Source organism: Vibrio sp. 10N (assembly GCF_036245475.1).
Lineage (GTDB): Bacteria > Pseudomonadota > Gammaproteobacteria > Enterobacterales > Vibrionaceae > Vibrio.
Map to the genome: position 1 here is coordinate 634,889 of NZ_BTPM01000001.1, position 25,607 is coordinate 660,495.

Consider the following 25,607-nt stretch of genomic DNA (forward strand, 5'->3'; position numbering starts at 1 on the left):
TGGTGTCGAAGTCTGAGCGCAGAGTAAAAACTGAATCGAGATAGTTTGATGTAAACTAGTGTTTACGCATGGTGTTTTTTTAAGTTTACGCTTGCATGTGATTTTTATCTATGTATATTACCAACTAAAGCTTATCCGAACATGGAAGTGACAAAGGTTCGGTGTAAAAATAAATTTACAGGTGACGAGATGAAAAAGAGCGAACTCAGTAATATTAATATCAGTGACGAGCAGGTACTGATCACGCCGGAACAGCTAAAACAAAAATTACCGCTTAGCGAAAAAGCGCGCAAGTTTATTCAAGACTCTCGTGAAACCATCGCCAACATCATCCATAAAAAAGACCATCGCCTGTTAGTGGTTTGCGGCCCTTGCTCTATTCATGACATCGAAGCGGCAAAAGAATACGCTAAGCGTCTAAAAGCACTCTCGGAACAGCTGAATGACCAACTTTACATCGTGATGCGAGTTTACTTTGAAAAGCCACGTACCACTGTGGGTTGGAAAGGTCTTATCAACGACCCTCAACTGGATGGCACGTTTGACATCGAGCACGGTTTGCATGTAGGTCGAGAGCTGCTGGTAGAACTGGCAGAAATGGAAATCCCTCTAGCTACAGAAGCGCTTGACCCAATCAGTCCACAGTACCTAGCGGATACCTTCTCATGGGCAGCGATTGGCGCGCGTACAACAGAATCACAAACTCACCGCGAAATGGCGAGTGGTCTGTCGATGCCAATCGGCTTTAAAAACGGCACCGATGGCAGCCTAGCAACCGCAATTAATGCGATGCAAGCGGCGTCTTCAAGCCACCGCTTCATGGGTATTAACCGTGAAGGTCAGGTAGCACTATTGACGACTCAAGGTAATGCCAACGGTCACGTGATTCTTCGTGGCGGCAAACAGACAAACTACGATTCAGTGTCTGTGACTGAATGTGAGCAGGAGCTTGCCAAATCGAACCTAGATGCATCGCTAATGGTCGATTGTAGCCACGCGAACTCACGCAAAGACTACCGTCGTCAGCCTTTGGTTGCTGAAGATGTTATCCACCAAATCCGTGAAGGTAACAAGTCGATTATCGGTCTGATGATTGAAAGTCATCTTAACGAAGGTAACCAGAGCAGCGATATTCCTCTGAGCGAAATGAAATACGGCGTATCTATCACCGATGCGTGTATCAATTGGGATTCAACTGAGGCACTATTACGTCATGCTCATACTGAGCTGGTCCCATTCTTGGAAAATCGTATTAAGGAATAATGACATCCATGGCTGCTGAACTGAACGCATTGCGTGACCAAATCGATGACGTTGATAAGCAGATGCTTGAGCTTTTGGCAAAGCGTCTATCTCTTGTGGAGCAAGTTGGTGAAGTAAAGAGCCGACATGGCTTACCTATCTATGCCCCTGACAGAGAAGCAGCCATGCTGGCCTCTCGCCGCGAAGAAGCCGCGAAAAAGGGCGTACCGCCTCAATTGATTGAGGACATCCTGCGCCGCACCATGCGCGAGTCTTATGCCAGTGAGAAGGACTCGGGCTTTAAGTGCCTTAACCCGGAATTGCGCTCAGTTGTGATTGTGGGTGGTAAAGGACAGTTAGGCGGCTTGTTTGGTCGCATGTTTACCTTGTCTGGCTATCAAGTCAAAGTACTCGGCAGCCAAGACTGGGACCGTGCCGATGAGATCTTAGACAACGCTGGTCTTGTGGTTGTGACAGTACCCATTCACCTAACAGAAGGGGTGATTGAGAAGCTGGGCAATCTGCCAGAAGACTGCATTTTGTGTGACCTGACGTCTGTTAAGTCAAAGCCACTCAATGCCATGCTTAATGTGCACCAAGGCCCTGTTGTTGGTCTGCATCCAATGTTTGGCCCTGACGTTCCAAGTCTTGCGAAGCAGGTTATTGTGTACTGTGATGGTAGACAAGAAGCCCAGTACCAGTGGTTACTTGAACAGTTTAAAATTTGGGGAGCAAGTCTATGCCAGATCTCTGCTGAGCAGCACGACAAAGGCATGACGCTTATTCAGGCACTGCGCCACTTCACCTCGTTCGCCTACGGTCGCCATCTGAGTCAGCAAAACCCAGACCTTGATACGTTAGTGAAATTGAGCTCACCGATCTACCGTCTCGAGCTTGCGATGGTAGGCAGACTGTTCGCTCAAGACCCGACCCTGTACGGCGATATCATTATGTCATCGGATGAAAACATTGAGATGATCAAGTGTTTCCACAAGCAGTTTGGCGAAGCGCTAGCACTGCTCGATAGCAAGGACAAAGCCAAGTTTGTGACTGAGTTCAATGAGGTGAGCAACTGGTTTGGTGACTACTCACAGCAATTTATGTCTGAGAGTCAGAATCTGCTTAAGCAGGCGAATGATGCGATTCATCGTGGTTAGTTGACGAAATACGTCGAGTTGAAATGAAACCAAAAAAAACGCAGCTAGTTAGCTGCGTTTTTTTAGTTGGTTTGTTTGGTGTCTATTGCGTCTACTTCTTCATTGCCAGCGGTCTTAATTGATGAATCGACATAAGGCGCATTGGTCAGGTTAATCTGAAGCTTAACTACACTGCTAACTAATTCAATTAATGGTGCCCATTGTACTTTCTTCTCTTTTTCAAAGACATAATCGAAGTTTTCTGGACTCCAATCGATAAAGTACTGAGGGTTTAAAGTACGACCCAAGAAGCGGATTTCATAGTGAAGGTGCGGGCCTGTCGAGGTGCCGCTGTTACCGCAGGTGGCAAGTACATCCCCTTTACTTACAAACTGACCACTCTTCGCTTTGAACTTGTGTAGGTGGGCGTAAGAGCTCATAAAACCAAAGGCGTGACGTACGGTGAGATAGTTACCATAACCTTGGCGGCTAGGTCTTACCGTTTCAACGACGCCGTCTGCGGGCGCTAAGATCTGTTCACCAGTTTTACAGGTTAAATCGATACCACTATGAACATGACGCTTACCGGAAATAGGGTGTGTACGTCTACCATAAGAAGAAGAGATGCGCTGATAAGTCATTGGACTATCGTTGGGAATGAGTCTAAGCATGGTCGCGCGAACCGCTGAATCAATGGCTGCCGCATCGATGCGCTTTTCTAATGGCATTTCACTGTCATACTGCTCTTCATCAACAAGACCAAGCACGGCTTCCACATCGTTAACGCGTTTACCCAGCAGCTGTAATGAATCACGTTTCTCTTCAAGCTCTTGAGAGAGCGCGTGCATTTCATTCACTTGCTCTTCCAGCTTTGCCTCGAGCTCCGCTTTTTCTTGATTAAGACTCGCCAACGAACCTTCGGTTGAGGTCAGTTCAAGTTGAGACTGTTGATACGAATAGCCAACTAAGCCCAAGCCAATAGGAAAAGCCGCAGCAAGTAAGATTGCGGTATAGGTGCGCTTTTTCCCTAGGCGCAGCGTTTTCTTCTTTCCTTGTTGTGTTGGTATTACAACGTGAATCTTATTGGCCATAGTAACGGTTCATAGATGACAATATGTCTATCAAGTAAGGTGAATTTTCAGTAAATTTTGTTGATTTATGGTGCAAAATCACAAAAAAAGAGGGCGCCATTATCGGCGCCCTCAGGGGAAAAAACAAGTTTATCTCATATATGGGTGATTATTTTGAGATGCGCTTGTACTTGATACGGTGTGGTTCAGCCGCTTCAGGACCAAGCGTCTTCTTCAGCCATTCCATGTACTCGGTGTAGTTACCTTCGTAGAAGTTAACCTGACCTTCGTCACGGTAGTCGATGATGTGCGTCGCGATACGGTCAAGGAACCAACGGTCGTGCGAGATAACCATGGCACAGCCAGGGAACTCTAGAAGTGCTTCTTCTAGCGCACGCAGCGTTTCAACATCAAGGTCGTTGGTTGGTTCATCGAGTAGCAGCATGTTACCGCCAGCTTTAAGAAGCTTAGCAAGGTGTACACGGTTACGCTCACCACCAGATAGCTCACCGATGATCTTCTGTTGGTCGCTGCCTTTGAAGTTAAAGCGCGAGCAGTAAGCACGAGCTGGGATCTCAAAGTTGTTGATCTTGATGATGTCAGCGCCTTCAGAGATCTCTTGGAATACTGTGTTAGTGTCGTTCATTGAGTCACGGAACTGCTCAACAGACGCCAGCTTAACAGTTTCACCTAGGTCGATCGTACCTGAATCTGGCTGCTCAGTGCCGCTTAGCATCTTGAATAGCGTTGATTTACCTGCACCGTTGGCACCGATAATACCCACGATAGCACCCTTAGGAATGCTGAATGATAGGTCATCGATAAGAACACGGCCGTCGAAAGACTTGGTTAGATTGTTCACTTCAAGAACTTTGTCACCTAGACGCTCACCTGGCGGGATGAACAGCTCGTTAGTTTCGTTACGCTTCTGGTGATCGCCGCTTTGTAGCTCTTCGAAGCGCGCCATACGTGCTTTAGATTTCGCTTGGCGACCTTTAGGGTTTTGACGAACCCACTCAAGTTCTTTCTCGATGGTCTTTTGACGAGCTTTCTCTTGAGACGCTTCTTGTTGTAGACGCGCATCTTTTTGCTCAAGCCAAGAGGTGTAGTTACCTTCCCATGGAATACCTTCACCACGGTCAAGTTCTAGGATCCAACCCGCTGCGTTATCTAGGAAGTAACGGTCGTGGGTAATCGCCACAACAGTACCTGTGTAATCAACAAGGAAGCGTTCTAGCCAAGCTACAGATTCAGCATCCAAGTGGTTGGTTGGTTCGTCAAGAAGCAGCATGTCTGGCTTCTCAAGCAGTAGGCGACAGATTGCAACACGGCGACGCTCACCACCAGAAAGGTGTTGGATCTTCGCATCCCACTCAGGAAGACGAAGTGCATCTGCAGCACGCTCTAGCGCGTTCTCTAGGTTATGGCCTTCTTTCGCTTGTATCAGTGCTTCCAGCTCACCTTGCTCTTTTGCTAGCGCATCAAAGTCGGCATCTGGTTCTGCGTAAGCTGCGTAAACTTCGTCAAGACGCTTCATCGCGCCAGCAACGTCTGCAACAGCTTCTTCAACGATTTCGCGAACCGTTTTTGATTCGTCTAGTACCGGCTCCTGAGGTAGGTAACCTACGTTTAGGCCTGGTTGTGGGCGTGCTTCACCATCGATGTCAGTATCAATACCTGCCATGATGCGTAGCAGTGTCGATTTACCTGCGCCGTTAAGACCAAGTACACCGATTTTCGCGCCAGGGAAGAAGCTTAGAGAAATGTCCTTAAGGATTTGTCGCTTTGGTGGCACAATTTTGCTCACGCGCGACATTGTATAGACGTATTCAGCCATTGCCGATCGTTCCTAATTTTGAAGTCAATAAAGTTTCTATTTTACACCACCGACCCGAACCCTTTCAATTTTACTTGGTAGAAAGCGCGCTCAGATTGTGCTGAGCGACCGAGTCTGTGCGTATTAAAGAGTCAGAAACAAATTCTTAATATCAAACCCATTGGAAAGTTGGCATATTTGGTCTTAAATTGAAGTTTGACCATGCATTCAAAAGCGGCTGACACAACGGCCCAGAAAACAATAACAATACTTCTTTTGGTCAACCTTTACAGCATCGAAGGAACCGGTTACATGAACTCTAAACAACGATACCCGAAGCAGCTCATCACTACCGCTTGCGGCGCTATCGTGACTCTGGCTTTGCCTGCGCTATTTACTAGTGCGCTTGCCTCTGAAACTAATGCGTCAGCCTCTGAAAATAAGTTAGAACGCCAGCGGGTGACATACGACATGGCGCAAGAGCTGATTGATGCTAGAAACATCAATGGCTATAACAAAATTCGTCCACAAATTGCAGATTACCCACTCACGCCTTATGTGGACTATCGGGTGTTTTCGTTGCAGTTGGCTGATAAGTCGGTGCCGCAAGTTAACCGTTTTATTGAAAAACATCAGACGTTTCCATTTTCGTCTCGTATTCGTGCGCCATATGTCGACCAGCTCGCTAAGCAAAAGCGTTGGCGTGATCTGCTTGCTTTTCAAACCAGCTACCCTAGCGGTGAGCGCTATCAATGCCATTACCACTATGCACAGTTAAAAACAGGTGATAGTCAATCGGCCTATGAGGGGGCAGCCACGTTGTGGAAGAGTGGTGATAGTGTCGATAGTGCTTGTGACCCGTTGTTCGAAGCTTGGAATAAAGCAGGGCTGCGTACTGATGAGCATGTTATCGAGCGGATGACCTTGGCATTTGAGCGCCGAAATGGCTCTCTGATTAACTACCTTAATAAGCAGCTTAAGACCACGAAAGGTAAGCAGCAAGGTAAACAGCTGCAAGCGTTGTTCAAATCCCCTAAAACGGTCACTAGATTTGCAGATAGCGACTTTCCTGAGCCTAATCGAACGTTACTCACAGAGCTTGCCTTACAAAAGCTCGCACGTAGCGACAAAGATCAAGCTCGCAGCGCTTTATCTACCTTGAACAACAATCGCAATTTATCGCCAGAGCTCAAGCAATCGATGAATGAGTATGTGGCGATGCGTTTCATTACTACCGATTCAGACAGCGAAGCAAAATGGCGCGATGCTATCCTAGAGAAGTCCAGTAGCGACATCTATTTGCAACGTCGTGCTCGCTTAGCGGTGCAACAAGCGGATTGGGCTGGTTTAGCAAAGTGGATCGATAAGCTGAGTGATAAAGCAAAACAGAGTAGCCGGTGGCAATACTGGTTAGCGCGCGCAGAGATAAGTTTGGGCAATAAAGCACAAGGTGAGCAGCGCCTTGAATCTATTGTTGGGAAGCGCAATTTCTACAGCGCCGCAGCCGCGACTCATCTCAAGCACTCGATTGTTTATCCAATTTCGAGCATCGAGTTGGATAAATCGGTGATAGCACCTTACCAAACGAGCCTTGTGCGAATTGAAGAGCTGATTAAGCGAGACAAAATCGCCGCCGCAAAATCGGAGTGGCGCTATTTACTGTCTAGTTCGTCGACAGCTGAAAAAGAGATGCTAGCCGCATACGCCGGGCAAAAGCGATGGCATCATCTAACGGTCGTTGCGACCATATCGGCGAAAATGTGGGATAACATGAGCTTGCGATTCCCAGCGGCGCACCAGTGGTGGTTTAGCTTTTACGGTGACAAGTTGGACTTGAATAAAGACCTTCTGATGTCGCTAGCAAGACAAGAGAGTGCCATGGATGTTGAAGCTCGCTCTCCCGTAGGGGCGAGAGGTGTGATGCAAATTATGCCAGCAACAGCCAAATATACGGCTAAAAAGCACAAGATCGCCTACAAGCGCACGAGTGAACTCTATCAGGCTGGTAAGAACATTGAGATTGGCTCGCACTACCTCAATGAACTGTTAGGCAACTACGACAATAATCGCATCTTTGCGCTTGCTGCTTATAACGCTGGGCCCAATAGGGTTAAGCGCTGGCGAGCTGCGTCTGACGGTAACTTAGATGCCATTGCATTTATTGAAGCGATACCTTTTAAGGAAACGCGTGGTTACGTTCAGAATATTCTGATGTTTCAAGTGTACTATCGCGATTTAATGGGTGTTCAAGGAAGTTTCCTAACTGACGCTGAAGCGAAAAGGCGTTACTAGTTACCCTAGGCTAGGCATTGGCGCGAGCTTGGGGTTAGAATGGAGTATTGCAAGTATCTAATGGAATGATTCATGGAACCCCAATACCAAGACTGGCAACAAGTTCTCGACCTGATCCAACGCTCACAAAGTACAGAGCAACAAGCACAGTTAATGACACTGTTGTTAACGCCTGATGAGCGTGAAGCGGTGACCGCTCGTGTTAACATTCTGTGTGAGCTGCTAAAAGGCGATTTATCACAGCGTCAAATTAGCCAGATGTTAGGGGTGGGTGTCGCGACAATTACTCGTGGCAGTGCAGAAGTGAAACGTCTAGAAAATGCAGAGAAAAATGCGTTAAGCGATTTATTGCTCAAGTAGCGAGACCGTTTGGTCTCGCTCGTTTTTACTCTTAGAAGTGCTCTGGGTTGACGAACGGGATCAGGGCTAATATCAACGCCTGATGATACACCGAGCTGCGGGTGAGTTGATGCTGAGTCAGCAGCGCAATGGCCCCACCTTTCTGTTTGATGTTGTCGGTACCAAACGTTTTATCCATTACGTCCCCAAGCTCGACAGTAGGGGCTAGCTGCTCAACCACTGCTGGTGGCAGCATTAAACTGGCGCTTCGAGACTCGCCTATCAAACCTTCAGATTCAATCACCATCCAGGCGAATGTACAGCCACCATCGAGTCCGGCTTCAATACCCACATAATAGTCACCGTCTGATATCGCTTCTTTAGCGTTGTTAACCCGATTGCTTGCACCTAGGTGGGTTTCGGCATTGTCCATAGGTTGCTCAGCGACACCACTAGGTACACTTACTCCTTGAAACTCAAAAGCCTGATTTGGGAAGGCAGATTCAAACGCACTTTTTACGGCATTGATTTTGGCGGGATTTAACGAGGAGATGACAACCTTTTTCATATCAGACGTTTCCATGTGTAAAGCGTAAAGACCTAATTCTAACGTAAATCTTCCCTATTCTTGTCATTAAATTCGTTGATATTTATATTCTATGGCTGGGTTCGTTTTGAGCCCAAATAGGAATGAATACAAAATATATAGTATGATGTTCTGTTTCAATACAATCAGAAACTTCAACAGAGACAATGGATATGAAATTAAAACAAGTAGTGGTGGCCTTAGGAATTGTGACATTGGTAGGTTGCCAAGCTACGCAGCGCCAAAATGCGACGACAGGTGAGTACGAGACCAACTCAGCGACGAAAGGAGCACTGATTGGCGCGATTGCTGGCACTGCAGTGGGCATTGCTTCTGGTGGGGATAGCAAAGGCATTTTGTTAGGAGCAGCAAGTGGTGCTGCGATTGGTGGTGGTGCTGGCTATTACTTTGATCAGCAAGAGAAAGCACTACGTCAAGAACTACTGAATTCGGGGGTGCAAGTTGAGCGTACAGGTGACAATCAATTGGTACTTCGCCTTGAAAACGGCATTGGATTTGCGAGTAACTCACACACTTTAGACAGTGGCATTCACAATACACTGAAAGGTGTAGCGCGCATTTTGGTTGAATACCCAGATACCAGCCTAGTTATCGATGGTTACACCGACAGTACAGGTAGTGCCAATTACAACCAGCAACTCTCTGAGAAACGTGCCGAACAGGTTCGTTCTTTCCTCGTAGGCCAAAAAGTTGCGCCAGGGCGTGCTGTGGCTCGTGGCATGGGCGAGCGCTTCCCAATTTGCAGTAACTCGACAGCAGAAGGTCGTCAATGCAATCGACGTGTAGAGATAAAAATCCTACCGCTGACATAAGCGCGCTTGCATAACGTGAAGAAAAAATCCCTAGGCAATACCTAGGGATTTTTGGTTTTAGTCTTTTTTATCTGTGAGATCTGGAATTACAGGTTTTACATTGTCGATAGGGTAACAACCAAGAACCTTGAGATACTTAGTGATCTTAATTAGCTCTTCTATTGCCAATTGCATCGCTTCTGAATCTTTATGACCTTCTACATCCACATAAAACATCTCTTCCCAAGGGTTACCCATAATAGGGCGTGACTCGAGTTTGCTCATGTTGATGCCATAGCGTTGCAGCACCAACAAGGTTTCAACCAGAGAACCTGCCTCTTGAGAAGTCGCCATGATGAAGGTGGTTTTTGCTGGAATTTGAGCAGAAACTTCCACCGGCTTTCTCGCGACGATGATAAAACGGGTATGGTTTTCCGTTTGGTTAGCAATGTTGCCTTGGATTGACTGCAGACCATAAAGCTTGCCACTTGCTGCATGACCGATAGCAGCGACGTCATCGCGGTTTAGCTCTTGTACCTTTTGCATAGCATCAGCGGTGCTGGCGCAAGACTCAAGAGTCACGCCTTTAAGGCGACCTAAGAACTCACTGCATTGCTGATGAGGCTGCGGGTGTGAATACAGGGTTTTAATGTTCTCTAAGCGGATCTCTTTGGTTGCGACAAGGCAATGCTCAATCGGTTGGGTAATTTCGCCAACAATGTGCAATGTTGTGTGCTGTAGCAAGTCAAATACTTCGTTGATTGAACCTGAGCTGGTGTTCTCAATAGGGAGAACGCCATAGTCTGCATGACCAGATTCTACGGTTTTGATGACTTCCTTAAACTGGTCGCAGTTAAGTTCTACTAGCTCTGTATTTTTGCGAGAGAAATAATCGCGACTGGCAAGATGCGAATAGGAGCCTTTGGCGCCTAAAAATGCTACGCGCGCTACTGGCTTTCTGCTTTGGTCTGGGTTGGCTAGATTTTGCAGGTAGACCTGTTGAAGCAGCACGGAATCTTCAATGATGGTGTGAAAAATCTTGGTGATGTACGGTGCATCAAGTTCGTATTTATCTTTACCATTATTGATTAACTTAACAAGAAGTTGCTGTTCACGAGCGGCATCGCGAACTGGCTTTGAAGTCTGTACTTTACTTTTGGCTACTTCAATACTGAGCTTACGGCGCTCTGATAGTAACTGCAGTAGGTTGTCATCTAACTCATTGAGTCGCAGGCGAATTTCGTCAAGAGAATACTTAGTGTCGGTCATCAAATAATCCTTATAAAAAAGCCTCCCGTTTGGGAGGCTTTCCGTTCGTTTTTGACTTTTCTTTCGAAAACGAAGAAGCCTCCAAGCCTAGTGGAGAAAAAAGAAGTCAAAAAAGAACAGAATAATTGGGCGCATAAATCGTTGTTTACTAATTTTTATTGGCTAAGCCCCACAATAAGCAAGGGAGCATGGGGCGTCAAGCAAAAAAATAGCGCCCGTAGGCGCTATATTAAAGATGACTAAATTGAATGGCTATTCGCTAAGACAACCGTGTTATTCGACTTCTTCTGCTTCTAGTAGCTCTGGCTTCTCTGTGCGACGAGCTTCTGGTTTGTGTCTTAGTTTGTTTAGCTGACGTTCTAGCTTCTGTTCAACCTCGTTAACGGCAGCGTATAAATCTTCATGAGTAGCGGAAGCGACAAGTTTGCCTTTGGGTACCGTAATGGCCGCTTCGAATTTCATCTGTTTGTTTGGCTCTTCGTTGAAAGCAGTTTGGCAACTAATGATGTCCACTTGCCATTTTTCTAACTTCTTAAACTTGCTTTCGATATGCTCACGGATTGCAGAGGTGATCTCAATGTTTTTACCAGTGATGTTTACTCTCATATGTTTTTTCCTCTGTTGCATCCCTCATGGGTTAACTCCAGATTACTCATCCAGACTGAAAAGAATGTGATCTACATCACTCTTATGCGAGGGTTTTTAGCGTCCAAATCTAAATGTGATCTATCGCAAAACTTTGCGCTGTTAACAGTAAAAAAGCCTTTCCTTTCCTCCAAAAGTCATTAATTTGGATAGAGTAGCGTTCTGAAAATTCCCCATTTTTGGCGACTTAGTACGACCTAAGAAAAGTCGCTGTCTATTAAATGCTCAGTAATTAAATGTGATCTGTATCACTTCGTGATTTCCTCCTTGCTGCCACTCAATATTCGATAGAATTCGATGTCTTGGTTTTTAGCCTGTTGCTCGTCGCGGATCTGCTGTAAGGACTCCAGTTGTTTGTAGATGACAAAGTATCGGTTGATATTGGCCACATAGGTGACGGGCTCTGAACTGATATTGCGGCGTGCCATTAGCTCTACGTGGCCAAACCATCTATTTGGATCGTAGCCGTTCTTTTCCGCTAATCGTCTCATTCGAGATATGTTGCCGGGGCCTGCGTTGTATGCGGCTAAGGAGAGATAAACTTTGTCATCTTCACTGATGGCGTCATCACTGAAATAGCGATCGCGGATAAAGCGTAGATATTTAACGCCTGCATGCACATTGTTATCGATGTTGTTGATATTCTTGATGTTGACGTTTTGATCTCGTGCGGTACTCGGCAGCACTTGCATGATGCCTACGGCGCCCTTTGGTGACACCTTGTTTTGATTAAGGCGTGACTCCTGGAAGGCTTGTGCGGCAATCATCAGAAAGTCGAAGTCGTATTGGTCGGCATACTTTTTAAATAGTGAAACCAGCTTCTCCAGTTGTTCTATATTGTTGGGATTAAGCGCTCTCGCAAACCATGACGTGTTCTCTAAATACTTGTTATAGATAACATTGCCAAGCAGCGTACCTTCCTTTGCTGTTTTGATATAGGCATTGACCTGCTCGCCAAGCTTAGGGCTACCTTTGCGCATCGCCCACGCTATTTTGCCACCACTGCGAAGTGGAATGCCGCTATGAATGTTTAGGTCATCGAAGGTTTTGTTCCAGAAGTAAGCTTTATGACTGTCCAGAACCGTTGCGCTCACCAGTCCTTGCTTGATCATCTCGATCAGCTCATAGTCTTGTAATGTTTCCTCTAGATATTGAACCAATACAGGAGGGCGTCCATCTTCGGTGAGCGTTTTATTGAGTGCTTGCAGGCTTTCAAAGTAACTCGAGCTGGCGCGAACCCAGATTTCTTGGCCGCTCAAATCTTCGGGACTTAATAGGGCAGGGTAGCCATCACTGGTAATGATCAGCTCGTCAATATTATCCAGAATAGGGCGGCTAAACTCGATAATAGTCTCGCGCGCGGGGGTTACGGTAAGGTTCGCCACAATGAGGTCACCATAACCATTGACCAGTGCAGGGATAAGGTCATCTCTAGGAACCGGAATGACCTGAACTTTGAGTTTAGGGAATTTTTTCTTTAGATGTTTTTCGAAGTGATACAGTTGCTCAGCGCCAATGCCTCGGGGCTGGCCTTTCTCAATGTAGTAGAAACCAAGATCAGCCGAGACCAGCACACGCAAAACCCGCTTTTCTGTGAGCACGTCTAAGTCTCCTGTGTAAGGTGTTCTGCTCAGTGGGGTTAGCTCAAGTGCTCGCAGTGGCAGCGAGAAGATGACGAAAACAACAACCAGTAATAGCGCTTTCAATTCCATTCCCTTTTTCACTATTGTGCTAAAGATAACTATATAAATGAAAACGTCTTTTCGCCAATTTAGGCATAAAAAAAGCGCTGTTAAGACAGCGCTTTAGTCATGATTTTAATCTCTATAGCGGGTTGAGCTCTATGAGTTTTTCGGTGCGTTCAACTTGCTCTTTCATACCAAGCTCTTCATAAGCCTGCTTTTGAATACGCAGTGACTTACGTGCCGCTTCCGTATCTGGGTAGGTTTTTTGAAGTTCTTGAGTACGGTTGATGGCAGCGATCCAAGCTTCACGGCGCAGGTAGAAGTCGGCGGTTGCTAGATCGTAGTTAGCCAGGCGATTCTTCAGTGCTACCATGCGTTTTTGTGAATCTTCAGCATAGGCACTGTTTGGGTAGCGTTTTAACAAGCGGTCAAAATCCGCGAAGGCTGCTTTAACGGGTTCAGGATCGCGATCCGAGCGGTCGATACGGAAGATATCATGCATAAAGTTACGGTCTTGTGCCATGTGGCTTAGGCCGCGCATATACAAAACCCAATCGGAGCGCTCGTGTGTTGGGTTGAGACGAGAAAAACGCTCGATGGTCGCAAGCGCCAATGGCAAATCATCGTTCTTATAGTAGGCATAAATGAGATCAAGCTGTACCTGTTCAGTGTACGCTCCAAACGGGTAGCGAGAGTCTAGCGCTTCGAGACGCTCAATAGCCGATGTCCAGTTACCCCCTTGCAGTGACTCTTGAGCTTCAGAATACAACTGAGACGGCGGGACATCTGGGACGGTGACTTCTTTGTCAGCACAACCAAACAACAAAGCTATAGAAAGCAAGCCTGTTAGTTTAAGTAGTTTCATACGAGAACGAGTTTCCTTGACGTAAATATTTTTCCGCTTCCATTACTTTTCTTGTCAGTAACAGATACAATGATGAGCTATATTATCCACACTCGTGGTATTAGTCCCAAGGTTTTTTAAAAAGTTCGATATGGCTCAGCAGATTGAATTAACAAATACAGTAAAAGACAGCCAGTTAGGTCAACGTTTAGACCAAGCTGTAGCTGAACTCTTCGCAGATTTTTCTCGTTCGCGCCTGAAAGAGTGGCTTCTGGACGGAAAAATTGCGGTTAACGGTGAAGTGGTTACCAAGCCTCGCACAAAAGTGATGGGCGGCGAACTGATTACCGTTCAAGCTGAACTAGAAGATGAAGAACGCTTCGAAGCGCAAGATATTCCTCTAAATATCGTTTACGAGGATGATGACATTATTGTTATCAATAAGCCAAGAGATTTCGTTGTCCATCCTGGAGCAGGGACACCAGATGGCACGGTTCTGAATGCGCTTTTGCATCATTACCCAGCCATTGCGGAAGTGCCACGTGCAGGTATCGTTCACCGTCTCGATAAAGACACTACAGGTTTGATGGTGGTGGCGAAGACGGTTCCATCGCAAACGCGTTTGGTTCGTGCGCTGCAAAAACGTAACATCACCCGTGAGTACGAAGCGATTGCTATCGGTAAAATGACGGCTGGTGGTATGGTCGATAAGCCAATTGGTCGCCATTCGACAAAACGTACATTGATGGCGGTGAATGAGCTAGGTAAGCCTGCAATTACTCACTATCGCGTAGCGGAGCACTTCCGTGAGCACACTCGTATTCGTTTGCGTCTAGAAACGGGACGTACTCACCAGATCCGTGTTCACATGTCTTATTTGCAGCACCCCCTACTAGGCGATACTGCTTATGGTGGTCGCGCTCGAATCCCACGAGGTGCGAGCGAGGAGCTAACAGAAATGATCCGTCGCTTCGATCGTCAAGCGCTGCATGCGGTGATGCTTAAGTTTGCTCACCCAGTAACAGGTGAAGAGATGGAGTTCCACGCACCTGTGCCGGACGACATGGTCGCTATGGCAGAAGCGCTTCGAGAAGACACTAAGCTAAACAAAGAAGAAGACTATTAATGTCGACTCTTCAGCCAAACTGGACTGCTGCGCCCAATGTGAGCGCAGTAACTACGACTCGTGAAGGTGGCGTGTCTAACGCGCCATTTTTAGGGTTGAATCTGGGTATGCATGTGGGTGATATTCCCGCTGATGTTGAAGCCAATAGGCGTCAACTCGCATCGCTAGCGAACATGCCGTCCAACCCAGTTTGGCTAAATCAAACTCACTCTACGGTTGTTGCTCAACTGGAAGCCCCTACTGATGCCGTGCTTGATGCGGATGCCAGCTTTACCACAGTACCGGGTGTCGTACTCAGTGCGATGACGGCAGATTGCTTGCCAATCCTACTGGCGGCTAAAGATGGTTCGGCAGTTTCTGCAGTACATGCTGGTTGGCGCGGACTTGCCGACGGTATTGTTGAAAATGCGGTCTCTCTATTTGACTCACCGCTTCAGGCTTGGGTTGGACCAGCGATTGGTTTTGACTGCTTTGAAGTGGGCGAGGATGTACGTGAAGCATTTTGTACGAATCATCCAGAGTATGCGATAGCATTTAAATCACATCCCTCTTCAGGAAAATGGCTTGCTGATTTGGCATTGATTGCCGAGCTAAAGCTGAAAGCGTTAGGTGTAGACTCTGTTGCACAAAGTGGGTTGTGTACCTTCCAAGACCCAACACGTTTTTTTTCCTATCGACGCGATGGACAAACAGGCCGTATGGCGAGTTTTATTTGGATTAAAGCCTGATTTTCAATCCCATCTCTTGAAATCCTCCACCTGAGTAACCATCTTATTTGCATATCCAGCCGAATGTAATTAAGGGGGTTGCTGTGCGTTTAGACCGATTTACTAGCAAATTCCAAGTCGCTATTTCTGATGCTCAGTCTCTGGCTCTAGGCCGAGATCATCAATACATTGAACCTGTCCACCTTATGGTTGCTTTGCTCAATCAAGAGGGCAGCTCCATTCGTCCATTGCTGACGATGCTCAACGTGGACGTGGTACATCTGCGTTCAAAACTTGCTGAGCTTCTCGATAAATTACCTAAAGTCACCGGTGTTGGGGGCGATGTTCAGCTATCTAGCTCTATGGGACAGCTATTTAACCTGTGTGACAAGGTGGCTCAGAAACGTCAAGATGCCTATATCTCATCAGAGATCTTTTTACTGGCTGCTATCGAAGATAAAGGCGCTTTGGGTAACTTGCTCAAAGAACAAGGCCTGACAGAAGCAAAGATTAATCAAGCGATTGAACAGATCCGTGGGGGTCAAAAGGTTGATGATCCCAATGCTGAAGAAAAGCGTCAGGCATTAGAGAAGTTTACTATCGATCTCACAGAGCGTGCAGAGCAAGGCAAGCTAGACCCTGTGATTGGTCGAGATGACGAAATCCGCCGTACCATTCAGGTGTTGCAGCGTCGTACAAAAAATAACCCGGTCATCATCGGTGAACCGGGGGTGGGAAAAACCGCGATTGTCGAAGGCCTTGCTCAACGCATCATTAATAATGAAGTGCCAGAAGGCCTACGTGGGCGCCGAGTCTTATCACTTGATATGGGTTCTTTGGTGGCTGGCGCTAAATATCGCGGTGAATTCGAAGAGCGCTTGAAATCGGTATTGAGTGAACTTGCCAAAGAAGAAGGCAACATTATTCTATTCATTGATGAACTGCACACTATGGTTGGAGCAGGTAAAGGCGAAGGCTCAATGGATGCGGGCAACATGCTTAAACCCGCGCTTGCTCGTGGTGAACTGCATTGTGTCGGTGCCACTACCTTAGACGAATACCGTCAATATATAGAGAAAGATGCCGCGCTAGAGAGACGATTCCAAAAAGTGTTGGTAGATGAGCCGAGTGTTGAAGACACGGTGGCGATTCTTCGTGGGCTAAAAGAGCGCTATGAACTGCACCACCATGTAGAGATAACGGATCCTGCGATTGTTGCAGCGGCCAGTCTTTCTCATCGTTATGTAACAGATAGACAGTTACCTGATAAGGCGATTGACCTTATTGATGAGGCCGCTTCTAGCATTCGTCTGCAAATAGACTCTAAACCAGAGTCACTGGATAAACTCGAGCGTAAAATCATTCAGCTTAAAATAGAACAGCAAGCGCTGAAAAATGAGTCGGATGATGCAAGTAGCAAGCGACTTTCTACTCTGAATGAAGAGCTAGAGACAAAAGAGCGTGACTATGCTGAGCTCGAAGAAGTATGGAATGCAGAGAAGGCGGCGCTATCGGGTACGCAACATATTAAAGCAGAGCTTGAACAAGCGAGACTGGATATGGACGTCGCAAGACGCGCAGGCGATTTAAATCGTATGTCCGAGCTTCAGTATGGTCGTATTCCTGAGCTTGAAAAACAGCTCGATCTTGCGACACAAGCTGAGATGCAAGAGATGAGTCTGCTTCGTAACAAAGTCACTGATGCTGAAATAGCAGAAGTGTTGTCGAAACAAACCGGTATCCCAGTCTCTAAGATGCTAGAAGCAGAAAAAGACAAACTGCTTCGTATGGAAGAGGTTCTGCATAAACGCGTCATTGGTCAAGCAGAGGCGGTGGAAGTAGTTTCTGATGCGATTCGTCGTAGTCGAGCAGGCCTTGCCGATCCGAATAAGCCCATTGGTTCGTTCTTATTCTTAGGCCCAACCGGTGTGGGTAAAACCGAATTGTGTAAAACGCTCGCAAACTTCATGTTTGACAGCGAAGATGCCATGGTGCGTATCGACATGTCTGAATTCATGGAGAAACACTCGGTGGCGCGCTTGGTCGGTGCTCCTCCTGGTTATGTTGGCTATGAAGAAGGTGGCTACTTAACGGAAGCGGTTAGACGTAAGCCATATTCGGTGATCTTACTCGATGAGGTAGAAAAAGCGCATCCAGATGTCTTTAATATTCTTCTACAAGTATTAGATGATGGTCGCCTCACCGATGGGCAAGGTCGCACGGTGGATTTCAGAAACACGGTTGTCATCATGACGTCGAACTTAGGATCGTCAAGAATCCAAGAGAATTTCCAAGTTCTCGATTATGAGGGTATTAAGCGAGAAGTGATGGATGTAGTGACGTCTCACTTTAGACCTGAGTTCTTAAACCGTGTGGATGAGAGTGTGGTATTCCACCCACTGGGTCAGCAACACATTAAGTCGATTGCTAACATTCAGCTTGAGCAATTAGGTAAACGAATGGAAGACAGTGGGTACTCGTTGGTCGTGGCAGATGCGGCTCTCGATTACATTGCGAAAGTGGGTTACGACCCAGTATACGGAGCAAGACCTCTAAAACGAGCGATTCAGCAAAGTATAGAGAATCCACTCGCGAAAGAGATACTAGCGGGTAAAGTGGATCCAACCAAACCGGTCAAACTTATCGTTAATAACGATAAAATTGCGGTTGGTCAGTAGCGGTTTACTAGCGTTTGGTAAATAAAAGGGGAGGTCACTCCCCTTTTTTGTGTCTTTTTTGGACGTTCTGATTCATTTGTGTGCGAACGGAAAGAAAAAGCGAATTTAATGTAAATTAGCGCTTGCCAAGTGAATGGCGATCTCTATAATGCCACCTCGCTGACACGGGAACGGAGACACAAATCCCTACTGAGTCCGAAGGCCAAAAGCTTCTGAGGAAGCCAAGCAAATTAAGTTGAAAAAAGTGGTTGACACGAAAACTTATCTCGCTAAAATGGCCGTCCGTTTTGAGCAAAGCTCAAAACAAGCTCTTTAACAATATAAACCTATCAATCTGTGTGGGCACTCGTTGATGATAATCAAATTAGATATTTCTCTTAATAAAGAGCGGTATCAAATTAGGTTTCAATGAAACGAAGTGACCATTCGAATTGGGAAGCAGCCTTGAGCTGTTTTGTTTCACTTTTTCAAAAGTGAAAACCAATAAGAGCACAGTCAATTCAAACATTACTTTATGTAATGTTCAGTATTCATTGAGCCTCCCCCTATTTATTTAGGGAATCAAAACTTTAAATTGAAGAGTTTGATCATGGCTCAGATTGAACGCTGGCGGCAGGCCTAACACATGCAAGTCGAGCGGAAACGAGTTAACTGAACCTTCGGGGAACGTTAACGGCGTCGAGCGGCGGACGGGTGAGTAATGCCTGGGAAATTGCCCTGATGTGGGGGATAACCATTGGAAACGATGGCTAATACCGCATAATAGCTTCGGCTCAAAGAGGGGGACCTTCGGGCCTCTCGCGTCAGGATATGCCCAGGTGGGATTAGCTAGTTGGTGAGGTAATGGCTCACCAAGGCGACGATCCCTAGCTGGTCTGAGAGGATGATCAGCCACACTGGAACTGAGACACGGTCCAGACTCCTACGGGAGGCAGCAGTGGGGAATATTGCACAATGGGCGCAAGCCTGATGCAGCCATGCCGCGTGTGTGAAGAAGGCCTTCGGGTTGTAAAGCACTTTCAGCAGTGAGGAAGGTGGTGTCGTTAATAGCGGCATCATTTGACGTTAGCTGCAGAAGAAGCACCGGCTAACTCCGTGCCAGCAGCCGCGGTAATACGGAGGGTGCGAGCGTTAATCGGAATTACTGGGCGTAAAGCGCATGCAGGTGGTTAGTTAAGTCAGATGTGAAAGCCCGGGGCTCAACCTCGGAACTGCATTTGAAACTGGCTGACTAGAGTACTGTAGAGGGGGGTAGAATTTCAGGTGTAGCGGTGAAATGCGTAGAGATCTGAAGGAATACCGGTGGCGAAGGCGGCCCCCTGGACAGATACTGACACTCAGATGCGAAAGCGTGGGGAGCAAACAGGATTAGATACCCTGGTAGTCCACGCCGTAAACGATGTCTACTTGGAGGTTGTGGCCTTGAGCCGTGGCTTTCGGAGCTAACGCGTTAAGTAGACCGCCTGGGGAGTACGGTCGCAAGATTAAAACTCAAATGAATTGACGGGGGCCCGCACAAGCGGTGGAGCATGTGGTTTAATTCGATGCAACGCGAAGAACCTTACCTACTCTTGACATCCAGAGAACTTAGCAGAGATGCTTTGGTGCCTTCGGGAACTCTGAGACAGGTGCTGCATGGCTGTCGTCAGCTCGTGTTGTGAAATGTTGGGTTAAGTCCCGCAACGAGCGCAACCCTTATCCTTGTTTGCCAGCGAGTAATGTCGGGAACTCCAGGGAGACTGCCGGTGATAAACCGGAGGAAGGTGGGGACGACGTCAAGTCATCATGGCCCTTACGAGTAGGGCTACACACGTGCTACAATGGCGCATACAGAGGGCGGCCAACTTGCGAAAGTGAGCGAATCCCAAAAAGTGCGTCGTAGTCCGGATTGGAGTCTGCAACTCGACTCCATGAAGTCGGAATCGCTAGTAATCGTGGATCAGAATGCCACGGTGAATACGTTCCCGGGCCTTGTACACACCGCCCGTCACACCATGGGAGTGGGCTGCAAAAGAAGTGGGTAGTTTAACCTTCGGGAGGACGCTCACCACTTTGTGGTTCATGACTGGGGTGAAGTCGTAACAAGGTAGCCCTAGGGGAACCTGGGGCTGGATCACCTCCTTATACGAATAGATTATTGCGATGAGTGTTCACACAGATTGATACGGTTTATGAATTAAAGACGATGCTTGGGTCTGTAGCTCAGGTGGTTAGAGCGTTCGCCTGATAAGCGAGAGGTCGGTGGTTCAAGTCCACTCAGACCCACCAATCTTCCTCCCAGATGATTGGCGATAAGCATCACACACTGATGGGGCTATAGCTCAGCTGGGAGAGCGCCTGCCTTGCACGCAGGAGGTCAGCAGTTCGATCCTGCTTAGCTCCACCATCTTTAAGCGCATTTCTTTTTAATAGAAAGTCTTAAGTGTTCTTAAAAATGGTTTCGAAAGCTTTATTGCTGTAGAAAACAAGCTCTTTAAAAATTTGGAAAGCTGACGAATAACATTTGATTAATGTTATTCAATTAAAAGTTCTCAAATCCTAATCTTTTGATTAGGTACCAACACACATTCAAGTGTTCTTGGGAATCACGAAAGTGATTCATATTTGAGTCCGGCAAAATCGAGTCTGCATCATGTATAAAAATTGCAGACAACTTTGGTTGTTTGATTAAACAATCTCATGGTTTCATCTGAAACTCTTTGGGGTTGTATGGTTAAGTGACTAAGCGTACACGGTGGATGCCTTGGCAGTCAGAGGCGATGAAAGGCGTAATAACTTGCGATAAGCCCAGATTAGGTAGTAATAACCTGTGAGTCTGGGATTCCTGAATGGGGAAACCCACCTGCATAAGCAGGTATCGCTGAGTGAATACATAGCTCAGCGAGGCGAACCGGGGGAACTGAAACATCTAAGTACCCCGAGGAAGAGAAATCAACCGAGATTCCGAAAGTAGCGGCGAGCGAAATTGGATTAGCCCTTAAGCTTTTAATGAGACAGGTGAAGGCTCTGGAAAGTGCCGCGATACAGGGTGATAGCCCCGTAACCGACATCTCATCATCAGTGAAATCGAGTAGGGCGGGACACGTGATATCCTGTCTGAATATGGGGGGACCATCCTCCAAGGCTAAATACTACTGACTGACCGATAGTGAACCAGTACCGTGAGGGAAAGGCGAAAAGAACCCCTGTGAGGGGAGTGAAATAGAACCTGAAACCGTGTACGTACAAGCAGTAGGAGCACCTTCGTGGTGTGACTGCGTACCTTTTGTATAATGGGTCAGCGACTTATATTCAGTGGCAAGGTTAACCGTTTAGGGGAGCCGTAGGGAAACCGAGTCTTAACTGGGCGTTCAGTCTCTGGATATAGACCCGAAACCAGGTGATCTAGCCATGGGCAGGTTGAAGGTTGAGTAACATCAACTGGAGGACCGAACCGACTAATGTTGAAAAATTAGCGGATGACTTGTGGCTAGGGGTGAAAGGCCAATCAAACCTGGAGATAGCTGGTTCTCCCCGAAATCTATTTAGGTAGAGCCTCGGACGAATACTACTGGGGGTAGAGCACTGTTAAGGCTAGGGGGTCATCCCGACTTACCAACCCTTTGCAAACTCCGAATACCAGTAAGTACTATCCGGGAGACACACGGCGGGTGCTAACGTCCGTCGTGGAGAGGGAAACAACCCAGACCGCCAGCTAAGGTCCCAAAGTATAGCTAAGTGGGAAACGATGTGGGAAGGCTTAGACAGCTAGGATGTTGGCTTAGAAGCAGCCATCATTTAAAGAAAGCGTAATAGCTCACTAGTCGAGTCGGCCTGCGCGGAAGATGTAACGGGGCTAAGCTATACACCGAAGCTGCGGCAATGCATTTATGTATTGGGTAGGGGAGCGTTCTGTAAGCCGTTGAAGGTGAACTGTAAGGTTTGCTGGAGGTATCAGAAGTGCGAATGCTGACATGAGTAACGATAAAGGGGGTGAAAAACCTCCTCGCCGGAAGACCAAGGGTTCCTGTCCAACGTTAATCGGGGCAGGGTGAGTCGACCCCTAAGGCGAGGCCGAAAGGCGTAGTCGATGGGAAACGGGTTAATATTCCCGTACTTCTTACAATTGCGATGGGGGGACGGAGAAGGCTAGGTGGGCCTGGCGACGGTTGTCCAGGTTCAAGTGCGTAGGCTTAAGAGTTAGGTAAATCCGGCTCTTTTTAAGGCTGAGACACGATGTCGAGCTACTACGGTAGTGAAGTCATTGATGCCATGCTTCCAGGAAAAGCCTCTAAGCTTCAGATTGTAAGGAATCGTACCCCAAACCGACACAGGTGGTCGGGTAGAGAATACCAAGGCGCTTGAGAGAACTCGGGTGAAGGAACTAGGCAAAATGGTACCGTAACTTCGGGAGAAGGTACGCTCCTCGCGGTGAAGTCCCTTGCGGATGGAGCTATGGGGAGTCGCAGATACCAGGTGGCTGCAACTGTTTATTAAAAACACAGCACTGTGCAAAATCGTAAGATGACGTATACGGTGTGACGCCTGCCCGGTGCCGGAAGGTTAATTGATGGGGTTAGACTTAGGTCGAAGCTCTTGATCGAAGCCCCGGTAAACGGCGGCCGTAACTATAACGGTCCTAAGGTAGCGAAATTCCTTGTCGGGTAAGTTCCGACCTGCACGAATGGCGTAATGATGGCCACGCTGTCTCCACCCGAGACTCAGTGAAATTGAAATCGCTGTGAAGATGCAGTGTACCCGCGGCTAGACGGAAAGACCCCGTGAACCTTTACTACAGCTTGGCACTGAACATTGACCCTACATGTGTAGGATAGGTGGGAGGCTTTGAAACTAGTACGCCAGTATTAGTGGAGCCGTCCTTGAAATACCACCCTTGTAGTGTTGATGTTCTAACTTGGTCCCCTAATCGGGGATGAGGACAGTGCCTGGTGGGTAGTTTGACTGGGGCGGTCTCCTCCCAAAGAGTAACGGAGGAGCACGAAGGTGGGCTAATCACGGTTGGACATCGTGAGGTTAGTGCAATGGCATAAGCCCGCTTGACTGCGAGAATGACAATTCGAGCAGGTGCGAAAGCAGGTCATAGTGATCCGGTGGTTCTGAATGGAAGGGCCATCGCTCAACGGATAAAAGGTACTCCGGGGATAACAGGCTGATACCGCCCAAGAGTTCATATCGACGGCGGTGTTTGGCACCTCGATGTCGGCTCATCACATCCTGGGGCTGAAGTCGGTCCCAAGGGTATGGCTGTTCGCCATTTAAAGTGGTACGCGAGCTGGGTTTAGAACGTCGTGAGACAGTTCGGTCCCTATCTGCCGTGGGCGTTGGAAGATTGAAGGGGGCTGCTCCTAGTACGAGAGGACCGGAGTGGACGAACCTCTGGTGTTCGGGTTGTGTCGCCAGACGCATTGCCCGGTAGCTAAGTTCGGAATCGATAACCGCTGAAAGCATCTAAGCGGGAAGCGAGCCCTGAGATGAGTCTTCCCTGGCGCTTTAAGCGTCCTAAAGGGTTGTTCGAGACTAGAACGTTGATAGGCAGGGTGTGTAAGCGTTGTGAGGCGTTGAGCTAACCTGTACTAATTGCCCGTGAGGCTTAACCATACAACACCCAAAGGGTTTTGATGGACTCAAAGTAAGAACATTGAATGTGAGTTCAGAACTTTAAAATCAGTTTTCCAGATATTTTGGCTTTTAGCTTTTTTGAAAAGCTGAAAACCAAAGCAGAATTTGCTTGGCGACCATAGCGTTGTGGACCCACCTGATCCCATGCCGAACTCAGAAGTGAAACGCAATAGCGCCGATGGTAGTGTGGGGCTTCCCCATGTGAGAGTAGGACATCGCCAGGCTTTGAACATAATCTGTTTAAAGCACGATTGAGATAAGACTTTAAATAGACCACTGCGGAGTGGTAGTTCAGTTGGTTAGAATACCGGCCTGTCACGCCGGGGGTCGCGGGTTCGAGTCCCGTCCACTCCGCCACTTATTTAGACAGAGTTAAGTCTTAAAAATAACTACAGGGGTGTAGCTCCAATTGGCAGAGCAGCGGATTCCAAATCCGCGTGTTGGGAGTTCGAATCTCTCCACCCCTGCCATCTTTAAAGCCTCGTCGAAAGACGGGGCTTTTTCACATCTGCAGTATTCAAAGGCTCTGACTTAGGTTGGAGCCTTTTTCATTTCTGTATTTCTACATTCTCGAATCTTATAGTTCACTGATATACTCATAACCATCATTATATACATGGATATGATTATGCCTCATTTACGTTTTAGAGCTCTGGAATCAGAGATAGTCAAAACACTCTCTAGCCCGTTAGTTGACGAGCTTCAACCGCTTATGGATTGTCCAAAAGAGGACTTTACCATTGAGCACATTAGCTCAACATTTTACTTCGATGGTAAGTTAAGTCACGCTTATCCATTTGTGGAAGTGCTGTGGTTTGATCGGGGGCAGGGAGTGAAGGATAAAGTGGCAGCGGTTATTACTGAACAGATCCGATCTGCTTTGGGTAAAGAGCTTGATGTTGCAGTCATATTCGTAGCGCTTGAGCCTGCAAGCTATTACGACAATGGCGGTCATTACGGCTAACTATCTGATTGGTATCACTCTCACAAATGCGACTGGAGAAGTGCTTGGTTGTTGACTATTGTTATCAGTACTTCAGTGGATTAGTCGTTGTTTTCTAGGTTTTATTATTGTCTTACTTAGGGCTGTTCTACTGCTTTATAGGGGGGTTCCCCTATGACTTTGGGTAAGGAATACTGTTATGACAATGATATCATCAAGGCAGTTTGCCCGATGGCTGAGAGAGAGGTTCGCGACGGAAAAAGACGGAGTGATCCTAACTAGAGAAGACATTAATCAATTATCCGGTAGGCAAAGTTTTACGTTAGGGTTCGTTAACGATATCCATTACGAACTCATGCAACATGGCATTGCTTTTGTGACCGATACGAGCAGAGAGAAGTTCTATTTGATTCCCATAAACTCTGCGGAAAACTGGCGCAAGAAACTGGAAATTCAGTACGAGAAAGAGCTGTACTGCAATGTGTTCCCAATCGAAAAGTCTGGGTAATAAAAAAGCCTCCGGTTGGAGGCTTTTTTTGCGTTTAGGCCATGCCTTGAATAATCACGAACTTCTCTAGCAGCTCTTCATCCGTTTCCACATGATTAGGATCGGTGATGATGCATTTCGTGATAGGGCATACCGATTGACAAGTTGGTTTCTCGTAGTGACCTTTACACTCAGTACATAGAGCAGGGTCGATCTCGAAGATCTCACTGCCCATAGAAATGGCACCATTCGGGCATTCTGGGTCACACATATCGCAGTTAATGCACTTGTCAGTAATGAGTAACGCCATG

The 25,607-nt window shown here is 47.1% G+C and carries 18 protein-coding genes, 4 tRNA genes, 3 rRNA genes and 1 other annotated feature; of the genes, 17 read left to right on the forward strand and 8 right to left on the reverse strand.

Annotated features, from left to right (window positions below; all coding sequences use genetic code 11):
• The first annotated feature begins 189 nt into the window (after nucleotides 1–189).
• Both AAA946_RS03085 and tyrA read left to right on the forward strand, forming a co-directional pair.
• On the forward strand, nucleotides 190–1,263 hold the full coding sequence (locus tag AAA946_RS03085; RefSeq protein ID WP_338163578.1) for a 3-deoxy-7-phosphoheptulonate synthase: 1,074 nt from the start codon (nucleotides 190–192) through the stop codon (nucleotides 1,261–1,263).
• 8 nt (nucleotides 1,264–1,271) lie between these two features.
• Nucleotides 1,272–2,399 carry a bifunctional chorismate mutase/prephenate dehydrogenase gene (gene tyrA / locus AAA946_RS03090; protein WP_338163579.1) on the forward strand — a complete coding sequence of 376 codons (1,128 nt, stop codon included), beginning with the start codon at nucleotides 1,272–1,274 and terminating at the stop codon, nucleotides 2,397–2,399.
• A 62-nt stretch (nucleotides 2,400–2,461) separates the two neighbouring features.
• Here the strand turns inward: tyrA and AAA946_RS03095 are convergent, their stop codons facing one another.
• Nucleotides 2,462–3,469: a M23 family metallopeptidase gene (locus tag AAA946_RS03095; protein ID WP_338163580.1), complete on the reverse strand. Its 1,008-nt coding sequence runs from the start codon at nucleotides 3,467–3,469 to the stop codon at nucleotides 2,462–2,464.
• A 148-nt stretch (nucleotides 3,470–3,617) separates the two neighbouring features.
• The gene (gene ettA / locus AAA946_RS03100; protein ID WP_338163581.1) at nucleotides 3,618–5,285 is read right to left on the reverse strand and encodes an energy-dependent translational throttle protein EttA; all 1,668 of its coding nucleotides are present in this window, start codon (nucleotides 5,283–5,285) and stop codon (nucleotides 3,618–3,620) included.
• Nucleotides 5,286–5,576: 291 nt separating this feature from the next.
• Between ettA and sltY the strand changes: the two genes are divergently transcribed.
• Together sltY and trpR are read left to right on the forward strand one after the other, a co-directional pair.
• Nucleotides 5,577–7,556, forward strand: coding sequence for a murein transglycosylase (gene sltY, locus AAA946_RS03105; protein ID WP_338163582.1), 1,980 nt, complete (start codon nucleotides 5,577–5,579; stop codon nucleotides 7,554–7,556).
• 72 nt (nucleotides 7,557–7,628) lie between these two features.
• The gene (trpR, locus tag AAA946_RS03110; protein WP_338163583.1) at nucleotides 7,629–7,916 is read left to right on the forward strand and encodes a trp operon repressor; all 288 of its coding nucleotides are present in this window, start codon (nucleotides 7,629–7,631) and stop codon (nucleotides 7,914–7,916) included.
• 31 nt (nucleotides 7,917–7,947) lie between these two features.
• Here trpR and yjjX read toward each other — a convergent pair whose 3' ends face one another.
• Nucleotides 7,948–8,463, reverse strand: a complete 516-nt coding sequence (yjjX, locus tag AAA946_RS03115) for an inosine/xanthosine triphosphatase (RefSeq protein WP_338163584.1) — start codon at nucleotides 8,461–8,463, stop codon at nucleotides 7,948–7,950.
• A 191-nt stretch (nucleotides 8,464–8,654) separates the two neighbouring features.
• Between yjjX and AAA946_RS03120 the strand changes: the two genes are divergently transcribed.
• Nucleotides 8,655–9,314 (forward strand): OmpA family protein, encoded by a 660-nt coding sequence (locus AAA946_RS03120; RefSeq protein ID WP_338163585.1) that lies wholly within the window; start codon nucleotides 8,655–8,657, stop codon nucleotides 9,312–9,314.
• A gap of 57 nt (nucleotides 9,315–9,371) precedes the next feature.
• On the opposite strand, the gene pheA is transcribed toward AAA946_RS03120, so the two are convergent.
• The 4 genes from pheA to bamD all read right to left on the reverse strand — a co-directional run bounded on the left by pheA (nucleotide 9,372) and on the right by bamD (nucleotide 13,757).
• Nucleotides 9,372–10,562 (reverse strand): prephenate dehydratase, encoded by a 1,191-nt coding sequence (gene pheA / locus AAA946_RS03125; RefSeq protein WP_338163586.1) that lies wholly within the window; start codon nucleotides 10,560–10,562, stop codon nucleotides 9,372–9,374.
• A gap of 11 nt (nucleotides 10,563–10,573) precedes the next feature.
• Nucleotides 10,574–10,695, reverse strand: a sequence feature (Phe leader region).
• A 140-nt stretch (nucleotides 10,696–10,835) separates the two neighbouring features.
• Nucleotides 10,836–11,168 carry a ribosome hibernation-promoting factor, HPF/YfiA family gene (gene hpf / locus AAA946_RS03130; protein ID WP_338163587.1) on the reverse strand — a complete coding sequence of 111 codons (333 nt, stop codon included), beginning with the start codon at nucleotides 11,166–11,168 and terminating at the stop codon, nucleotides 10,836–10,838.
• A 287-nt stretch (nucleotides 11,169–11,455) separates the two neighbouring features.
• A complete protein-coding gene (locus tag AAA946_RS03135; RefSeq protein WP_338163588.1) occupies nucleotides 11,456–12,919 on the reverse strand; it encodes a lytic transglycosylase F in 1,464 nt (487 codons plus the stop codon).
• Nucleotides 12,920–13,031: 112 nt separating this feature from the next.
• The gene (bamD, locus tag AAA946_RS03140; protein ID WP_338163589.1) at nucleotides 13,032–13,757 is read right to left on the reverse strand and encodes an outer membrane protein assembly factor BamD; all 726 of its coding nucleotides are present in this window, start codon (nucleotides 13,755–13,757) and stop codon (nucleotides 13,032–13,034) included.
• A gap of 130 nt (nucleotides 13,758–13,887) precedes the next feature.
• Here bamD and rluD point away from each other — a divergent pair, with 130 nt between their 5' ends.
• The 12 genes from rluD to AAA946_RS03200 all read left to right on the forward strand — a co-directional run bounded on the left by rluD (nucleotide 13,888) and on the right by AAA946_RS03200 (nucleotide 25,317).
• On the forward strand, nucleotides 13,888–14,862 hold the full coding sequence (rluD, locus tag AAA946_RS03145) for a 23S rRNA pseudouridine(1911/1915/1917) synthase RluD (RefSeq protein WP_338163590.1): 975 nt from the start codon (nucleotides 13,888–13,890) through the stop codon (nucleotides 14,860–14,862).
• The gene (gene pgeF / locus AAA946_RS03150; protein WP_338163591.1) at nucleotides 14,862–15,590 is read left to right on the forward strand and encodes a peptidoglycan editing factor PgeF; all 729 of its coding nucleotides are present in this window, start codon (nucleotides 14,862–14,864) and stop codon (nucleotides 15,588–15,590) included. Before rluD ends, pgeF begins: the two co-directional genes overlap by 1 nt.
• An 83-nt stretch (nucleotides 15,591–15,673) precedes the next feature.
• On the forward strand, nucleotides 15,674–18,247 hold the full coding sequence (clpB, locus tag AAA946_RS03155) for an ATP-dependent chaperone ClpB (RefSeq protein ID WP_338163592.1): 2,574 nt from the start codon (nucleotides 15,674–15,676) through the stop codon (nucleotides 18,245–18,247).
• Nucleotides 18,248–18,818: 571 nt separating this feature from the next.
• Nucleotides 18,819–20,371, forward strand: a 16S ribosomal RNA gene (locus AAA946_RS03160).
• Nucleotides 20,372–20,438: 67 nt separating this feature from the next.
• A tRNA-Ile gene (locus AAA946_RS03165) sits at nucleotides 20,439–20,515 on the forward strand.
• A 42-nt stretch (nucleotides 20,516–20,557) separates the two neighbouring features.
• Nucleotides 20,558–20,633: transfer RNA gene (locus AAA946_RS03170), tRNA-Ala, on the forward strand.
• Between the two features lie 325 nt (nucleotides 20,634–20,958).
• Nucleotides 20,959–23,845, forward strand: a 23S ribosomal RNA gene (locus AAA946_RS03175).
• A gap of 129 nt (nucleotides 23,846–23,974) precedes the next feature.
• Nucleotides 23,975–24,090 (forward strand): 5S ribosomal RNA (rrf, locus tag AAA946_RS03180).
• Together the 16S, 23S and 5S rRNA genes with 4 tRNA genes alongside form the textbook arrangement of a ribosomal RNA operon.
• Nucleotides 24,091–24,146: 56 nt before the next feature.
• A tRNA-Asp gene (locus tag AAA946_RS03185) sits at nucleotides 24,147–24,223 on the forward strand.
• 36 nt (nucleotides 24,224–24,259) lie between these two features.
• Nucleotides 24,260–24,336, forward strand: a tRNA-Trp gene (locus AAA946_RS03190).
• Nucleotides 24,337–24,494: 158 nt separating this feature from the next.
• A complete protein-coding gene (locus tag AAA946_RS03195) occupies nucleotides 24,495–24,830 on the forward strand; it encodes a DUF1904 domain-containing protein (protein ID WP_338163593.1) in 336 nt (111 codons plus the stop codon).
• A gap of 178 nt (nucleotides 24,831–25,008) precedes the next feature.
• On the forward strand, nucleotides 25,009–25,317 hold the full coding sequence (locus AAA946_RS03200) for a hypothetical protein (RefSeq protein ID WP_112460995.1): 309 nt from the start codon (nucleotides 25,009–25,011) through the stop codon (nucleotides 25,315–25,317).
• A gap of 34 nt (nucleotides 25,318–25,351) precedes the next feature.
• Here AAA946_RS03200 and AAA946_RS03205 read toward each other — a convergent pair whose 3' ends face one another.
• Entirely contained in the window at nucleotides 25,352–25,606 is a 255-nt protein-coding gene (locus AAA946_RS03205) for a YfhL family 4Fe-4S dicluster ferredoxin (RefSeq protein ID WP_338163594.1), read from the reverse strand.
• Nucleotide 25,607: the final 1 nt, after the last annotated feature.

Excerpts from the sequence above, each read along its gene's own strand:
- pgeF (WP_338163591.1), top strand. The coding sequence starts at position 14,862 with ATGTCGACTCTTCAGCCAAACTGGACTGCTGCGCCCAATGTGAGCGCA.
- AAA946_RS03195 (WP_338163593.1), top strand. The coding sequence starts at position 24,495 with ATGCCTCATTTACGTTTTAGAGCTCTGGAATCAGAGATAGTCAAAACA.
- trpR (WP_338163583.1), top strand. The coding sequence starts at position 7,629 with ATGGAACCCCAATACCAAGACTGGCAACAAGTTCTCGACCTGATCCAA.
- bamD (WP_338163589.1), bottom strand. The coding sequence starts at position 13,757 with ATGAAACTACTTAAACTAACAGGCTTGCTTTCTATAGCTTTGTTGTTT.
- AAA946_RS03135 (WP_338163588.1), bottom strand. The coding sequence starts at position 12,919 with ATGGAATTGAAAGCGCTATTACTGGTTGTTGTTTTCGTCATCTTCTCG.
- AAA946_RS03200 (WP_112460995.1), top strand. The coding sequence starts at position 25,009 with ATGACAATGATATCATCAAGGCAGTTTGCCCGATGGCTGAGAGAGAGG.
- hpf (WP_338163587.1), bottom strand. The coding sequence starts at position 11,168 with ATGAGAGTAAACATCACTGGTAAAAACATTGAGATCACCTCTGCAATC.
- AAA946_RS03120 (WP_338163585.1), top strand. The coding sequence starts at position 8,655 with ATGAAATTAAAACAAGTAGTGGTGGCCTTAGGAATTGTGACATTGGTA.
- pheA (WP_338163586.1), bottom strand. The coding sequence starts at position 10,562 with ATGACCGACACTAAGTATTCTCTTGACGAAATTCGCCTGCGACTCAAT.
- ettA (WP_338163581.1), bottom strand. The coding sequence starts at position 5,285 with ATGGCTGAATACGTCTATACAATGTCGCGCGTGAGCAAAATTGTGCCA.
- AAA946_RS03085 (WP_338163578.1), top strand. The coding sequence starts at position 190 with ATGAAAAAGAGCGAACTCAGTAATATTAATATCAGTGACGAGCAGGTA.
- AAA946_RS03095 (WP_338163580.1), bottom strand. The coding sequence starts at position 3,469 with ATGGCCAATAAGATTCACGTTGTAATACCAACACAACAAGGAAAGAAG.
- rluD (WP_338163590.1), top strand. The coding sequence starts at position 13,888 with ATGGCTCAGCAGATTGAATTAACAAATACAGTAAAAGACAGCCAGTTA.
- yjjX (WP_338163584.1), bottom strand. The coding sequence starts at position 8,463 with ATGAAAAAGGTTGTCATCTCCTCGTTAAATCCCGCCAAAATCAATGCC.
- sltY (WP_338163582.1), top strand. The coding sequence starts at position 5,577 with ATGAACTCTAAACAACGATACCCGAAGCAGCTCATCACTACCGCTTGC.
- tyrA (WP_338163579.1), top strand. The coding sequence starts at position 1,272 with ATGGCTGCTGAACTGAACGCATTGCGTGACCAAATCGATGACGTTGAT.
- AAA946_RS03205 (WP_338163594.1), bottom strand. The coding sequence starts at position 25,606 with ATGGCGTTACTCATTACTGACAAGTGCATTAACTGCGATATGTGTGAC.